This is a genomic window from Bradyrhizobium sp. Crot121 (genome assembly GCF_059512385.1).
In genome coordinates, this window is sequence record NZ_JCAMOR010000004.1 from 94,784 (window position 1) to 108,206 (window position 13,423).

Annotated in this window: 15 protein-coding genes and 1 tRNA gene; 10 read left to right on the forward strand and 6 right to left on the reverse strand. The window is 63.9% G+C overall.

Going from position 1 to position 13,423, the window contains the following annotated elements; all coding sequences use genetic code 11:
- Nucleotides 1-184: 184 nt before the first annotated feature.
- Nucleotides 185-259 (reverse strand) — tRNA-Gly (locus AC5ZGW_RS06455).
- A 399-nt stretch (nt 260-658) separates the two neighbouring features.
- Between AC5ZGW_RS06455 and trxA the strand changes: the two genes are divergently transcribed.
- Nucleotides 659-1,579 (forward strand): thioredoxin, encoded by a 921-nt coding sequence (gene trxA, locus AC5ZGW_RS06460; protein WP_130226303.1) that lies wholly within the window; start codon nt 659-661, stop codon nt 1,577-1,579.
- 33 nt (nt 1,580-1,612) lie between these two features.
- A complete protein-coding gene (locus AC5ZGW_RS06465) occupies nt 1,613-2,287 on the forward strand; it encodes an LON peptidase substrate-binding domain-containing protein (protein WP_028165229.1) in 675 nt (224 codons plus the stop codon).
- Nucleotides 2,288-2,434: 147 nt separating this feature from the next.
- On the opposite strand, the gene AC5ZGW_RS06470 is transcribed toward AC5ZGW_RS06465, so the two are convergent.
- Complete coding sequence (locus AC5ZGW_RS06470) at nt 2,435-2,785, reverse strand: hypothetical protein (RefSeq protein WP_130226304.1); 351 nt, start codon at nt 2,783-2,785, stop codon at nt 2,435-2,437.
- Nucleotides 2,786-2,863: 78 nt separating this feature from the next.
- Here AC5ZGW_RS06470 and AC5ZGW_RS06475 point away from each other — a divergent pair, with 78 nt between their 5' ends.
- Nucleotides 2,864-3,400: a TetR/AcrR family transcriptional regulator gene (locus AC5ZGW_RS06475; protein ID WP_130226305.1), complete on the forward strand. Its 537-nt coding sequence runs from the start codon at nt 2,864-2,866 to the stop codon at nt 3,398-3,400.
- A gap of 41 nt (nt 3,401-3,441) precedes the next feature.
- Nucleotides 3,442-3,639, forward strand: coding sequence for a Trm112 family protein (locus AC5ZGW_RS06480; RefSeq protein WP_028165232.1), 198 nt, complete (start codon nt 3,442-3,444; stop codon nt 3,637-3,639).
- A 235-nt stretch (nt 3,640-3,874) separates the two neighbouring features.
- On the opposite strand, the gene AC5ZGW_RS06485 is transcribed toward AC5ZGW_RS06480, so the two are convergent.
- Nucleotides 3,875-5,095: a ubiquinone biosynthesis hydroxylase gene (locus AC5ZGW_RS06485; protein WP_130226306.1), complete on the reverse strand. Its 1,221-nt coding sequence runs from the start codon at nt 5,093-5,095 to the stop codon at nt 3,875-3,877.
- A 116-nt stretch (nt 5,096-5,211) separates the two neighbouring features.
- On the opposite strand from AC5ZGW_RS06485, the gene tesB reads away from it, so the two are divergent.
- On the forward strand, nt 5,212-6,072 hold the full coding sequence (tesB, locus tag AC5ZGW_RS06490) for an acyl-CoA thioesterase II (RefSeq protein WP_028164747.1): 861 nt from the start codon (nt 5,212-5,214) through the stop codon (nt 6,070-6,072).
- A gap of 111 nt (nt 6,073-6,183) precedes the next feature.
- Here tesB and AC5ZGW_RS06495 read toward each other — a convergent pair whose 3' ends face one another.
- A complete protein-coding gene (locus AC5ZGW_RS06495; RefSeq protein ID WP_496113889.1) occupies nt 6,184-7,071 on the reverse strand; it encodes a DUF4339 domain-containing protein in 888 nt (295 codons plus the stop codon).
- 251 nt (nt 7,072-7,322) lie between these two features.
- Here AC5ZGW_RS06495 and AC5ZGW_RS06500 point away from each other — a divergent pair, with 251 nt between their 5' ends.
- The 4 genes from AC5ZGW_RS06500 (at nt 7,323) to AC5ZGW_RS06515 (ending at nt 11,173) form a co-directional block, all read left to right on the forward strand.
- Nucleotides 7,323-7,661, forward strand: a complete 339-nt coding sequence (locus AC5ZGW_RS06500) for a P-II family nitrogen regulator (RefSeq protein WP_028164749.1) — start codon at nt 7,323-7,325, stop codon at nt 7,659-7,661.
- Nucleotides 7,662-7,743: 82 nt separating this feature from the next.
- Nucleotides 7,744-9,045, forward strand: a complete 1,302-nt coding sequence (locus tag AC5ZGW_RS06505) for an ammonium transporter (RefSeq protein ID WP_130226307.1) — start codon at nt 7,744-7,746, stop codon at nt 9,043-9,045.
- Nucleotides 9,046-9,353: 308 nt separating this feature from the next.
- Entirely contained in the window at nt 9,354-9,692 is a 339-nt protein-coding gene (locus AC5ZGW_RS06510) for a P-II family nitrogen regulator (protein WP_028164751.1), read from the forward strand.
- Nucleotides 9,693-9,730: 38 nt separating this feature from the next.
- On the forward strand, nt 9,731-11,173 hold the full coding sequence (locus AC5ZGW_RS06515) for an ammonium transporter (protein WP_130226308.1): 1,443 nt from the start codon (nt 9,731-9,733) through the stop codon (nt 11,171-11,173).
- Between the two features lie 191 nt (nt 11,174-11,364).
- Here AC5ZGW_RS06515 and AC5ZGW_RS06520 read toward each other — a convergent pair whose 3' ends face one another.
- A complete protein-coding gene (locus tag AC5ZGW_RS06520; protein WP_130226309.1) occupies nt 11,365-11,775 on the reverse strand; it encodes a type II toxin-antitoxin system VapC family toxin in 411 nt (136 codons plus the stop codon).
- Nucleotides 11,772-12,008 (reverse strand): AbrB/MazE/SpoVT family DNA-binding domain-containing protein, encoded by a 237-nt coding sequence (locus AC5ZGW_RS06525; RefSeq protein WP_130226310.1) that lies wholly within the window; start codon nt 12,006-12,008, stop codon nt 11,772-11,774. The genes AC5ZGW_RS06520 and AC5ZGW_RS06525 overlap by 4 nt, the downstream gene beginning before the upstream one ends.
- Before the next feature lie 174 nt (nt 12,009-12,182).
- On the opposite strand from AC5ZGW_RS06525, the gene AC5ZGW_RS06530 reads away from it, so the two are divergent.
- A complete protein-coding gene (locus AC5ZGW_RS06530) occupies nt 12,183-13,409 on the forward strand; it encodes an aminotransferase class I/II-fold pyridoxal phosphate-dependent enzyme (protein WP_130226311.1) in 1,227 nt (408 codons plus the stop codon).
- The last annotated feature ends 14 nt before the right edge of the window (nt 13,410-13,423 follow it).

The window sequence follows — 13,423 nt, forward strand, 5'->3', positions numbered from 1 at the left end:
ACCGCCGACAATTTCGATTGGCCAGAGAAATCAATCATCGGATGAATGGTTGAGCAGCCATCGAGCCGGGCCGCGCCTCTCGCCGGAGAGGTCTTAGCACGGGCTCGCTTCGTCGGAGGGAAGGCAACCGCGCACGGCACGGGCGCGGGGCTACAAGTAAAAGCCGGTCCGGCGGATGGGAAATTGGAGCGGGCGAAGGGGCTCGAACCCTCGACCCCGACCTTGGCAAGGTCGTGCTCTACCACTGAGCTACACCCGCATCCTGATGACGACGATCGCTCGCCGGCAACGGCAGAGCTATGCCAAAAGCGGACCGCGAATGCAACAGGCCCGAAGGCGGCTAAATCGCCTCATTTGACCAGAAATGGGGACGAGGGCCCAAAAGCAACGCGGCGAGGAGCGTTTCGGTGGCGGCTCGCCGCGTTTTTCGCCTGGGAACCCGCTTTTCCCGACCTCAGGCCGCCACGGCTGATTCGCCTCGAGCAGCCCTGCAAACTCCGGCCGCATTTGGTCGCGCCCCTGCATGACCGGCCTGCGGCGGAACGAGCAGGGCGCCTGCCGATTGAAATTTGACGCGAAACCGCCATTTAGCTGACGGGTGTTCAGTTCCGGCCGTGCTAGAACAGGCGCCAATCTCGGGACATCAGGCGAGGATATCGTGACGATAGTTGAGCAGGGCGGCGGTCCGGCGCCGCAGGCAGGCGATCTGATCAAGGAAACGACCACCCAGACGTTCGTCAAGGACGTCATCGAGGAGTCGAAGCGCCAGCCGGTGCTGATCGATTTCTGGGCGCCCTGGTGCGGCCCGTGCCGCCAGCTCACCCCGATCCTGGAAAAGGTGGTGACCAACGCCAAGGGCCGGGTCAAGCTTGTCAAGATGAACATCGACGAGCATCCGTCGATCCCCGGTCAGATGGGCATCCAGTCGATCCCCGCCGTCATCGCCTTCGTCAACGGCCAGCCCGCCGACGGCTTCATGGGCGCGATCCCGGAGAGCCAGGTCAACGCCTTCATCGAGCGGCTGACCAAGGGCGTCCCGGCCGCGGGCGAGCCGAACATCGCGGAAATCCTGAAAGAGGCCGACGCCGTGCTCGCCGAAGGCGACGCCGCGGCCGCGGCGCAGATCTATGCCGAGGTGCTCGGCATCGACGCCACCAATATCGCCGCACTCGCCGGTCTCGCCAAATGTTATGTCACGACAGGCGCGATCGACCAGGCCAAGCAGACGCTCGGCATGGTGCCGGAGTCCAAGCGCAACGATCCGGCCGTCAAGGCCGTGCAGGCCGCGATCGACCTTGCCGAGCAGGCCGAGTCGGTCGGTCCGATCGGCGAACTGGAAGAGAAAGTCGCCGCAAATCCGCTCGATCATCAGGCGCGGTTCGATCTTGCCACCGCGCTGAACGCGATGGGCAAGCGCAGCGAGGCGACCAACCAGCTCCTGGAGATCGTCAGGCGCGATCGCAAGTGGAACGACGACGGCGCGCGCAAGCAGCTCGTCCAGTTCTTCGAAGCGTGGGGCGGGGCGGATGAAGCGACCGTCGAGGGACGAAAGCGGCTGTCGACGATCCTGTTCTCTTAGCTAGAGCGCGCGCGCATAACACCGGGGCCACAGATGCCGATCAATGCCGAATATCGGGGCCCGGCCGAGCTTCCCGAGGTAATCCCGGTCTTTCCGCTTGCCGGCGCGCTATTGTTGCCGCGCGGCCAGATGCCGCTCAACATCTTCGAGCCGCGCTATCTTGCGATGGTCGACGACTCCTTCCGTGACGGCCATCGGCTGATCGGCATGATCCAGCCCGACGTGACGCATTCGCACAATGAGGAGAAGCCGGCGTTGTTCCGCGTCGGCTGCGTCGGCCGCATCACCCAGCTCGCCGAATCCGGCGACGGCCGCTATATCCTCGAACTCACCGGCGTGGCGCGCTTCAAGGTGGTGGAGGAGCTCAACGTCCTGACCGCGTACCGCCAGTGCAAGGTCGACTTCTTCTCCTTCTCGGGTGACTTCGTCGCGCGCAAGGGCGAGGAGGACGTCGACCGCGAAGCGCTGCTCTCGGTGTTGACAGACTTCCTCAAGGCCAACAATTTGAAGGTCGACTGGGCCGGCATCGAAGCCGCGCCCAACGAGGCGCTGGTCAACGCGCTCGCAATGATGTCGCCCTATGGCCCGGCGGAGAAGCAGGCGATGCTGGAAGCGCCTGACCTCAAGACCCGCGCCGAAATCCTGATCGCGGTGACCGAGATGGATCTCGCCAAGAAGCGCACCAGCGGCGATCCCCCGCTGCAGTGATTTTCCGCGCGTCCCGTCGTTCTCCTCCGCCGTCATTCCGGGGCGTCCGAAGGACGAACCCGGAATCCATTTCTCCACGAGCGCATGCGGCCCAATGGATTCCGGGTTCACGCTGCGCGTGCCCCGGAATGACAGCGTCATATTTGGCTAATACCCCGCGACCGCCATCGCCACCACGGCGGTGAGCGCCATCCAGCCGAAATGCCGGCCGCGCGTCGCGACCGCATTGGCGAGGGCCGCGAAAGCGAACACGCAGGCCAGCGTGACGACGATCCAGTGCCGCGCCACCTCCGAGGCCATCCAGGGCGCGGCGAGCAAGAGCACGCCGCCGCCGATCCACGCCACCGTGCCGGCCTGCCAGACCAGGCGGATCAGCGTGCGCAGCCGCGCCGGTTCGATCGTCATTTTCGGAAACACCTTGAACTCGCCGAGGTAACCGTGGATCAGCGCCGCCGCGATCGCGGCGAGGCCGGAACATTGCAGCAGGATATCGCGCATCGTTCGCCTCCATACAGGTGTGTATGGTTATCGCGCGCACATTGGCGCCTGTCAATACACTGGTGTATGGTGGGCGACATGACCGATCAGCTTTCCGCCAAGGACTGGCTCGACCAGGGCCTGAAAGCGCTGGCAAGACGCGGCTTCACCGCGCTGAAGGCCGACCCCTTGGCAAAGGAGATGGGCGTCTCCCGCGGCAGCTTCTACTGGCACTTTGCCGACATCGCCGCCTACCACGCCGCCATCCTGAAACATTGGCGCGAGATAGCTGCGGAGCGGATCATCGTCGATGTCGAGGCGGCAGCGACAGGTTCCGACGCACTCGCCGTGCTGCTGCGACGCGTGTTTTCCGAAAAGCCGGCGCTGGAAAATGCGGTGCGAAGCTGGGCGAGCGTCAACGCTTCAGCGCGCGCCGCCGTGCAGGCGATCGACCAGCGGCGGCTCGGCTATGTCGAAGGCCTCCTGAAGCGGGCGGGTCTCACCGAGGGCGTCGCCCGCGCCCGCGCGCAAATTCTTTATTGGGCATTCCTCGGCCACGCGCTGACGGAGCAGCCGCTGCCGAAAGCAAGACAGCAGGCGATCGTCGACGAGCTTTTGCGGATGGCGGCGCGCTGATCGAATGTGATAAAGACGAGCCGTCAAGCTGGAAGACCATCATGAACTCCCCGACCGATCATCTCGAAAGCACCGCCGATCCAAAACTCCTGGAAATCCTGGTCTGTCCGATCACCAAGGGCCCGCTGGAGTTCGACGCGGCTCGCCAGGAATTGATCTCGCGCTCCGCAAAGCTCGCTTATCCGATCCGCGACGGCATCCCGATCATGCTGCCGGAAGAAGCGCGCAAGATCGAGTGATGGATTTGAGCCGTCATTGCGAGGAGCGATAGCGACGAAGCAATCCATTGCGCCGCAAACGGGGAGATGGATTGCTTCGCGGAGCCTGTCGTCGGGCGGCGCTTCGCGCCGACCCGGTGGCTCGCAGTGACGATCCCGGTTCGTAGCCCGGATGGAGCGCAGCGCAATCCCGGGCCGCAACGTCCGCTTGCAGGGGATTTCCCGGATTACGCTGCGCTTCATCTGGGCTACGGAGCTACAGCGCCTCGCCCTTCAACAGCCGCGGCACTTCGCCCGACAGCCCCGCCGCCTGACGGATGAACAAGCTCTTCAGCGGCGGCAGGCGGTCGACGACGCCAAGCCCGACGTCGCGCACGGTCCTGAGCAGCGTCGATTCGTTGGAGAACAGGAAGTTCAGCGAATTGGTCGCAACTCCCATCGCCATGGTGTCGAAGCGGCGCCAGCGCTGGTAGCGCTCGAGCACATCGGCTTGGCCGAGATCGATGCCGAGCCGCGCCGCATCGACCACCACTTCCGCCAATGCCGCGACATCCTTCAGGCCCATATTGAGCCCTTGGCCTGCGATGGGGTGGATCAGATGCGCTGCGTCGCCGACCAGCGCCAGCCGCTCGGCGATGAAGGAGCGCGCGACGAAATAGCCGAGCGGAAACGCGCGCGGCTTGTCGAGCGCCTTGACCTCACCGAGATGCAAACCAAAACGCCGCTCCAGCTCGTCGTGGAATTCGGCCTCGCTCAAGCCGACGATGCGGGACGCTTCCTTGCGGTTCTCGGTCCACACCAGCGAGGAGCGTTTTCCCTTCAGCGGCAGGATTGCGAATGGACCCGCGGGCAGGAAATGCTCTTCGGCGCGGCCCTGGTGATCGCGCTCATGGCCGACGGTGACGACGATGCCGGACTGATCGTAGTCCCAGCCATGGGTGACGATGCCGGCGCGCTCGCGCAGCTTCGAACGGGCGCCATCGGCGGCGACCAGCAAGCTCGCTTCGATCGCACTGCCATCCGCGAGCGTCACGCTGACGAGATCGGCATTGGCCTCATAGGTCGAAACCGCGCTCGCGCGCAGATCAATGCCTGCGGCCTCGGCGTGGGCCACCAGCTCGTCGATCAGCAGCCTGTTCTCGACCATATGCGCAAACGGCTCGCCGGGCTCGACATCGCCGGCAAAGGTCAGGAACACCGGCCGCGTCGCATCGTCGAGCCGCGAATCGGTGACGACCATGTCGAGGATCGGCTGCGTCGTGTCGGCGATCTCGGCCCAGATGCCGATCGCCTCGAACAGCCGGCGGCAGGCGGCGACGATCGCGGTCGCCCGCGGATCGCGGCTTGGGCGCTGCCCAAGCGCCGGATCGACCACGATGACGGGGATTTCCGTCCCAAGCCCCTGCCGCAGCGCCAGCGCCAGCGCCAAGCCCGCAAAAGCGCCCCCGCAAATGACAATGCCTCGTTGTGCCGACATGCAAGTCCCTTACGCGCTCATGCCCTCAGAGTATGCTTGCTACCTGATAATAGCTGGGCGAAACAGTGGCACCAAACAAGGTACTTAATGCCGCGCAACAAAATGGAAGGCCATCCATGTCAAAAAGCCTGATTGACCTGCTTTCCATCCTGGATCTTGAGCCGCTCGAGGTGAATCTGTTCCGCGGCAACAGCCCGAAAACGAGCTGGCAGCGGGTGTTCGGCGGGCAGGTGATTGGCCAGGCGATGGTTGCAGCCTGCCGCACGGTCGAGGGCCGGCTGCCGCATTCGATCCATTGCTATTTCATCCTGCCGGGCGATCCTCAGGTCCCGATCATCTACCAGGTCGAGCGGCTGCGCGACGGCAAGAGCTATTCGACCCGCCGCGTCACCGCGATCCAGCACGGCAATGCCATCTTCTCGATCATGGTGTCGTTCCATGCCGAGGAGCAGGGCGCCTTCGATCACCAGGAGAAGATGCCGGACGTGCCGCCGCCGGAAAAGCTCACCGCGGAGGAAGTGTCGAAGCAGCCGATGTTCCGCGAGATGCCGGACTTCATCCGCCGCTACTATGAATCCGATCGGCCGATCGAGCTGCGCCCGGTCGAGCTCGGCCGCTATTTCGGCCAGAAGATCGACGAAGGCCGCATCCATGTCTGGATCCGCACCGCGGCAAAACTGCCAGACGACCCCGCACTGCATCTGTGCGCGCTCGCTTATGCCTCCGACTTCTCACTGCTCGACGCGATCATGGCGCGCTACGGCCGCACGCTGTTCGACAAGCGCATGATGCCGGCAAGCCTCGATCACGCGATGTGGTTTCACCGCCCGTTCCGCGCCGACGAATGGCTGCTCTACGCGCAGGATTCGCCGAGCGCACAAGGCGGCCGCGGCTTGACGCGCGGCATGATCTTCAAGCCCGACGGCACGCTGGTGGCGTCAGTGGCACAGGAAGGTTCGGTGCGCGAGAGGAAGTAGCGCGCGGTAGAGCTGGGATAGCGGCGAAGGTTGCGATGCCCCACCTCTCCCCGATGGGGAGAGGTGAGGTGCCTCCGACGCGAAACTAACCCGAGGTCGTCTTGCCCTGCTCTAAGCATTCGCCAGCGTACTGCGCTCGACCAGCGCGAATTGCGACAGGTACCAGTTCGCATACCAGCGCAAGGCCCACGGGATTGGAATCAGCAATAGGCAGCCGATGGTGAACAGGACCGTTCGCCAAAGCATCTCGAGGCCTGACGCCTTGAAGATGATTTCGCGGCGCGTGCCCTCGATATTGCGGCACATCCACCTCATCCACGCCGTGGTCACCCACGCCCAGCCGATGATGGTGATGAAGGAGATCGCCAACAACAGGTACCACCCGATATAGGTGATCACGCTGCCGTTGAAGGCGATCGGGAGCTGCTGTCCGTTTGACGTGAGATGGCTGGCGATCCAGCGGATCACCACCCATCCGAGCAACGCCTGCAGCAACGGCGCAAGCAGCTCGACCGTCGTGCTCTCGGTCCAACCCGTATAGCTCAAGAGCCCGATCGCGACGAACACGTACCAGATGTCACCGACCTGTCCCGTGAAACCGAGATTCGGCCGGCCGGGGACGTTGATGTGCGGGATGATCCAGCGATAAAAACCGGTGGCGGACCACGGCGCCGGGATCACCAGGAGCTGGCCAATGGCGAACCACAGACTGCGCCCAAACAGCTCCCAGATCGGCAGATCGGCCGAGACCGTCCCACCCGCATGGCCGGCCGCAGTGACGATCGGCGGCCCGGCCGCCTGCGAGGGCATCGCCGAACTGGAAGGATCCGAAATCAGTCCGGGAATCTCGCGCGCCTTCTGCCAACCGGCCATCCCCTCGGTCCAGACCAGCGTATCCGGCCCGACGGTGCCCCGCATGATGAGATCACGGAGCTGGAATTCGGGAAACGGGCCCTTTTGCTGGCCCTCGGATGCATAAAACCAGGATCGATCGGCCATGGCATTTCCTTGGAAAACACGATTCTTGGGAACGGACGCCAGTAGAACAACGGGCGAAGCAGGAAAGCCGCATTGTGACGGACGATCATGTCCCCTGTACAGGGAGCGAGGTCAGGGTCTGCCAATGTTTTCCCCCTGAACCTGCAACTTTTTTGTGCCATTTGCTCAGAAAGATGCCAGATTGGCCCGCGATCGAAGGTCATCCAAAGAGGAAGGATGGCCGTGCTTAAGGAAAATGCGGACCGCCAGCCATGAAACTTGTCGTCGCCATCATCAAACCCTTCAAGCTGGACGAGGTTCGCCAGGCGCTGACCGAGATCGGCGTCCACGGCATGACCGTCACTGAAGTCAAAGGTTATGGCCGGCAGAAGGGGCACACCGAGATCTACCGCGGCGCAGAGTATGTCGTGAACTTCCTGCCGAAATTGCGCATCGAGATCGCAGTCGCATCCGACATCGCCGACAAGGCGGTCGAGGTCATCACCGCAAAGGCACGCACCGGCCAGATCGGCGATGGCAAGATCTTTGTCACGCCGATCGATCACGCGCTGCGGATCCGCACCGGCGAAACCGACAGCGACGCGCTCTAACTTCTCCAAACTCTCCGAGCGCGACCGACAACGCCGCCGGTCGCATCCACCAGACTCATTTCATTTCTGCCGGGGAAACACCATGGGGGCATCCTCTCGTGCCGCGCGGCTGATCGCGCCGCTTGGTCTTGCGACGCTGTTGTCGGCGACGCCGGCGCATGCCGAGACGTCGGCCATCAACGCCGCCGATACCGCCTGGATGATCGTTGCCACCGCGCTGGTGCTGATGATGACGATCCCGGGGCTTGCGCTGTTCTATTCCGGCATGGTGCGCAAGAAGAACGTGCTGGCGACGATGGCGCAGAGCCTGTCGGCCGTCGCGATCATCTCGATCCTTTGGGCGATGTTCGGCTACTCTCTCACCTTCGTCGGTGATGGACCGTGGATCGGCGCGCTCGACCGCTGGTTCCTCGCCGGCATGACCATGGACGGCGTCAATCCGGCGGCGAAGACGATCCCGGAAGCGCTGTTCATGCTGTACCAGATGACGTTTGCGATCATCACCGTGGCGCTGGTGGCAGGCTCGGTCGCCGATCGCATGCGCTTCTCGGCCTATCTCTGGTTCTCCGTCGGCTGGTTCATCTTCGCCTATATTCCGCTCGCACATTGGGTGTGGGGCGGCGGCTTCCTCGCAAGTCTCGGCGTGCTGGATTTCGCCGGCGGGCTCGTCGTGCATCTTTCGGCCGGCGTCAGCGGATTGGTCGCCGCGCAAGTGTTGGGGCGACGCCACGGCTATGGCAGCGAGAACTTGTCGCCGTTCGACCTGTCGCTCGCAGTGATCGGCACCGGGCTGCTTTGGGTCGGCTGGTTCGGCTTCAATGGCGGATCGGCACTGACCGTGAGTTCGCGCGCGGTGATGGCGATCATCGCCACGCATCTTTCCGCCTGCGCGGGCGCGCTGACCTGGGGCGCGATCGAATGGGCGACGCGACGCAAGCCGTCGGTGCTTGGCATGATCTCCGGCGCGGTCGCAGGGCTCGGCACCATCACGCCGGCCTCGGGCTTCGTCGAACCATGGCACGCGGTCATCATCGGCATCATCGCGGGCTTCGTGTGCTTCTGGGCCTGCACCTGGCTGAAGCTCCGCTTCAAGTATGATGATTCACTCGACGTGTTCGGCGTCCACGGCATCGGCGGTATGGCCGGGACGCTGCTCGCGGGCGTGTTCGCCACCAGCGCCATCGGCGGCACGGCCGGCCTGCTCGAGGGCCGTCCGCAGCAACTGCTGATCCAACTCGCCGGCGTCGCCGTGACGCTGGTGTGGTGCGGCGGCATCACCTTCGTGCTGCTGAAGCTGGTCAGCGCGTTCGTCCCGCTCCGGGTGTCGCTGCAGCAGGAGCTGGAAGGCCTGGATATTTCGCAGCACGGCGAGGCCCTGCAGTAATTTCCTCTACCTTATTACCGTCGATTTGCCGCCGCGCTGGGCAGGATTATGTCCGGACTCTGGCGTGCCCATGAATCGGGCAATATTGATTACGTTTTGAGCGCGACGGAATAGCGCAGGTCCGACCAATTCCCGTCAAACGCGAAAACGGGCGGATTCATAATCCGTTAGGCGGTGCCGTCGATCTGGCACGGCATTTGATTCTAACGCCTGCGGCTGTGACCGCGTCGTGAATTTTCTCCGCGTGGTGGATCTCAGTCGAAAAACACCCGGTTCGTCTGCACCGGGCCCAAGCGGGGATAGGACACATGAAAATTGTTATGGCGATTATTAAGCCATTCAAGCTGGAAGAAGTCCGCGACGCCCTGACCGCCATTGGCGTTCACGGTCTCACGGTGACGGAAGTCAAGGGTTACGGGCGTCAGAAGGGCCACACTGAGATCTATCGCGGCGCTGAATACGCCGTGAGCTTCCTGCCCAAGATCAAGATCGAGGTCGCGGTTGCGGCCGACCAGGTCGACAAGACTATCGACGCCATCACATCGGCGGCAAAGACCGGACAGATCGGCGACGGCAAGATCTTCGTCATCAACCTCGACCACGCGGTGCGCATCCGCACCGGCGAGGCCGATGCCGCGGCCCTCTGATTTCGCGCTCAAACCTTACAATTCAGGAGTAGAATAACATGACGTTCAAACGTCCCCATGGCGCGGGATTGGCGGCACTCGCATTCGGCTTGTTCGCTGCGACCGCCGCCTATGCCGAGCCGACCGTCAACAAGGGCGACAACGCCTGGATGATGACATCGACGGTGCTGGTGCTGTTGATGACGATCCCGGGGCTCGCGCTGTTCTATGGCGGCCTGGTCCGCTCCAAGAACATGCTCTCGGTGCTGATGCAGGTGTTCTACACGGTGTGCATCGTCACCGTGCTCTGGGCGCTCTACGGCTACAGCCTCGCCTTCACCGGCGGCTCGGACTTCATCGGCGGCTTTTCCAAGGCCTTCCTGGCGGGCGTGACGCCGGACTCGAAGGCAGCCACCTTCAGCGTCGACGCCAATATCTCCGAACTCGTCTATGTCTGCTTCCAGATGACGTTCGCGGCGATCACGCCGGCGCTGATCGTCGGCGCTTTCGCCGAGCGCATGAAGTTCTCCGCGCTCGCGCTGTTCATCCCACTCTGGGTGACGCTGATCTACTTCCCGATCGCCCACATGGTCTGGTACTGGGCTGGTCCGGACGCGATCACGGATGCGGCGAAGGCATTGGCGGCTGCGGCTGACGGCGCGGCCAAGACCGCGGCGCAGGCCAAGCTCGACGAGATCAATGCTGACGCCGGCTGGATCTTCAAGAAGGGCGCGATCGACTTCGCGGGCGGCACCGTCGTGCATATCAACGCCGGCATCGCCGGCCTGGTCGGCGCGATCCTGATCGGCAAGCGCACGGGCTACGGCAAGGAGCTGATGGCTCCGCACTCGCTCACGATGTCCATGATCGGCGCCTCGCTGCTCTGGGTCGGCTGGTTCGGCTTCAACGCCGGTTCGAACCTCGAGGCTTCTGGTGGCGCCGCGCTCGCCATGACCAACTCCTTCGTCGCGACCGCGGCGGCGGCGTTGTCCTGGATGTTCGCGGAATGGATCATCAAGGGCCATCCGTCGGTGCTCGGCGCCATCTCGGGCGCGGTCGCAGGCCTCGTGGCGGTCACCCCGGCCGCCGGCTTCGCCGGCCCGATGGGCGCGATCGTGCTCGGCCTCGTGGTCGGCGTGGTCTGCCTGTTCTTCTGCACCGTGGTGAAGAATGCGCTCGGCTACGACGACTCGCTCGACGTGTTCGGCGTCCACTGCGTCGGCGGCATCGTCGGCGCGATCGGCACCGGCATCCTGGTGAACCCGGCGCTCGGCGGCACCGGCGTGATGGACTATGTCGCCGGCAAGATCGGCGACTACGACTTCGTCGCCCAGATGACCTCCCAGCTCTGGGGCGTCTGCACCACGCTGGTGTGGTCCGGCATCGGCTCGGCCATCCTCTACAAGGTCGTCGACGTGATCGTCGGCCTGCGCGCGAACGTCGAGACCGAGCGCGAAGGCCTCGACATCACCGAGCACACCGAGCGCGCTTACAACATGTGAGTTCTCCCGGGGTGTGATCTCTCCCGGGATCACACCCAGAACTACGGTTCGGGCACATACCCGGCAATGCCCTGACCGTTGAGGGGCTCCAGCGCAAGTTGGAGCCCCTTTCTTTTTGACCGCGGCCCGAAGAAAGGAGAGGGCATGCCGGCCTTCTAACGGCTGCCGACGCGGCAGGGCTGCTCGAGGTGCTACCGTTCGCCTTCCGGCGCAATCAGCGCGACAGTCGGAAAATAGGTGCGATAGCGCCGCACGTCGTGGGTCAAGAGTGGCAGCTGCTCCACCGCAGCATGGGCTCCGATGAAGAAATCAGATAGTGCCCCTGTGCGGCTGCCACCGGCGGCGCGATATTGGAGATAGGCCTTGCCGGCAAGAAAGAGCGCGGCGCGCGGGATCTCTGCCAGCTCGATTTTCAAGTCGCAGAGTGTGGCGTCGACGGTTTCGACCTTGTCGTAGCGTATCGAGACTTCTGCGTAGATGACATTGTTGATGAACAATGGCCCAGCCGATGCCGCCCGTTCGAGCTGCACCTGCGACCAGTCGGCCCATTTCTCGTCGTCGGTCGCGAGGTCGAGAAGGACATTCGAATCGACGAGGGTCATTCCGGCTCATCACGCAGAAGGGCCATCAGTTCGTCAGTCGTCATGCCCCGCCCCGCGGAGCCACGCGCCTTGGCAAATCGGCTGGCAGGCCGCGGTCCATCCGCTCTCTCGATCAGAACGCTGCCGTCGTCGCTACGGCGAATATTGACCTCGCTGCCCGGACCAATACCCAGGTAATCGCGAAGCGGCTTTGGGATTGTCACCTGGCCCTTGCGGGTGACAGTCGTTGTCATCGCTGATCTCCAATTGCCCGGTAATACTCAGAGAAAATATGGTAATACCACGCAAATTGTCCAGCGACACCGATGGTTAATCGCGTCTTAACCTCGCCGTATCTATGGTGACTTGATCAATTTACGGTCGAGCTGGATTCCCCTCGACCGCGTTGAAAGTGCTGGCGTTTAGACATGGCAATGACCGCTCCCTCCGGCGTGGCGCAAGACGCCGGCAGTGTAATGCCGGCCGGTCAGGCCGAACGTTCCCCCTTTGCGCGCACGGCCGAGCTGCTGGCACCGTACCAACCCGGCAAGCCATTGATTACGCTGTCGTTGGGCGAGCCGCAGCACCCGGTTCCCGCCTTTGTCGGGCCGGTGCTGGCCAAGCACACGGCCGAGTTCGGCCGCTATCCGCTCGCCAAGGGTATCGAGCCGTTCCGCCGCGCGGCGGCGAACTGGCTGTCGACCCGGTTCCGCCTGCCGCGGCCGGTCGATCCCGAGAGCGAAGTGCTGGTGCTGAACGGCAGCCGCGAGGGCCTGTTCTTCGCCGCCATCACCGCCGCCCGCTATGTCGGCGCGCGCTCGGGGACGCCGGCAATCTTGATGCCGAACCCGTTCTATCCGGCCTATGGCGCCGGCGCCCGCGCGTCCGGCTGCGAGCAGGTCTATCTGCCGACCACGCCGGCCAACGGATTCCTGCCCGATCTCGACGCGCTCGATGACGCGCTGCTGGCGCGCACGGTGGCGTTCTACATCGCTTCGCCCGCAAACCCGCAAGGCTCGGTCGCCTCGCGCGATTATTTCGCGCGTCTGAAGGCGCTCGCCGCTCGTTTCGGCTTCATCATTTTGAGCGACGAATGCTATTCGGAGATCTACACCCGGGAAGCTCCCGGCAGCGCGCTGGAACATGCCGGCCCCGACTTCACCAATGTGGTCGTGTTCCAGTCGCTCTCGAAGCGTTCGAACCTGCCGGGCATGCGCGTCGGCTTTGCCGCCGGCGACAAGAAGTTCCTCGCCGCCTTCCACGAGCTACGCAACGTGGCGGCGCCGCAAGTGCCGGTGCCGCTGCAGCATGTCGCGGTCGCCGCCTATAGCGACGAGGCGCATGTCGAGGAGAACCGCAGGCTCTACCGGATCAAGTTCGATCTCGCCGACCAGATCCTCGGCAGCCGCTACGGCTATCAGCGTCCGGCCGGCGGCTTCTGCGTCTGGCTCGACGTCTCCGAGCGCGGCGGCGATGAGGCGGCGACGGTGAAACTCTATCGCGATGCCGGCGTGCGCGTGATCCCGGGCAGCTATTTGGCGCGGCCGCAGGCCGACGGCTCCAATCCGGGCGCGGGCTATATCCGGCTCGCGTTGGTCTCCGACAGTGAATCAACGGCCGAGGCGCTGCACCGCCTGGTCGAAACCTTAAGTTAATCGCAAGGCTTTGG

What these genes read in the sequence shown, in the direction of transcription:
- AC5ZGW_RS06530 (WP_130226311.1), top strand. Translation starts at nt 12,183, where the DNA reads ATGGCAATGACCGCTCCCTCCGGCGTGGCGCAAGACGCCGGCAGTGTA.
- AC5ZGW_RS06525 (WP_130226310.1), bottom strand. Translation starts at nt 12,008, where the DNA reads ATGACAACGACTGTCACCCGCAAGGGCCAGGTGACAATCCCAAAGCCG.
- AC5ZGW_RS06480 (WP_028165232.1), top strand. Translation starts at nt 3,442, where the DNA reads ATGAACTCCCCGACCGATCATCTCGAAAGCACCGCCGATCCAAAACTC.
- AC5ZGW_RS06485 (WP_130226306.1), bottom strand. Translation starts at nt 5,095, where the DNA reads ATGTCGGCACAACGAGGCATTGTCATTTGCGGGGGCGCTTTTGCGGGC.
- AC5ZGW_RS06500 (WP_028164749.1), top strand. Translation starts at nt 7,323, where the DNA reads ATGAAACTTGTCGTCGCCATCATCAAACCCTTCAAGCTGGACGAGGTT.
- AC5ZGW_RS06510 (WP_028164751.1), top strand. Translation starts at nt 9,354, where the DNA reads ATGAAAATTGTTATGGCGATTATTAAGCCATTCAAGCTGGAAGAAGTC.
- tesB (WP_028164747.1), top strand. Translation starts at nt 5,212, where the DNA reads ATGTCAAAAAGCCTGATTGACCTGCTTTCCATCCTGGATCTTGAGCCG.
- AC5ZGW_RS06475 (WP_130226305.1), top strand. Translation starts at nt 2,864, where the DNA reads ATGACCGATCAGCTTTCCGCCAAGGACTGGCTCGACCAGGGCCTGAAA.
- AC5ZGW_RS06505 (WP_130226307.1), top strand. Translation starts at nt 7,744, where the DNA reads ATGGGGGCATCCTCTCGTGCCGCGCGGCTGATCGCGCCGCTTGGTCTT.
- AC5ZGW_RS06495 (WP_496113889.1), bottom strand. Translation starts at nt 7,071, where the DNA reads ATGGCCGATCGATCCTGGTTTTATGCATCCGAGGGCCAGCAAAAGGGC.
- AC5ZGW_RS06470 (WP_130226304.1), bottom strand. Translation starts at nt 2,785, where the DNA reads ATGCGCGATATCCTGCTGCAATGTTCCGGCCTCGCCGCGATCGCGGCG.
- AC5ZGW_RS06465 (WP_028165229.1), top strand. Translation starts at nt 1,613, where the DNA reads ATGCCGATCAATGCCGAATATCGGGGCCCGGCCGAGCTTCCCGAGGTA.
- AC5ZGW_RS06515 (WP_130226308.1), top strand. Translation starts at nt 9,731, where the DNA reads ATGACGTTCAAACGTCCCCATGGCGCGGGATTGGCGGCACTCGCATTC.
- AC5ZGW_RS06520 (WP_130226309.1), bottom strand. Translation starts at nt 11,775, where the DNA reads ATGACCCTCGTCGATTCGAATGTCCTTCTCGACCTCGCGACCGACGAC.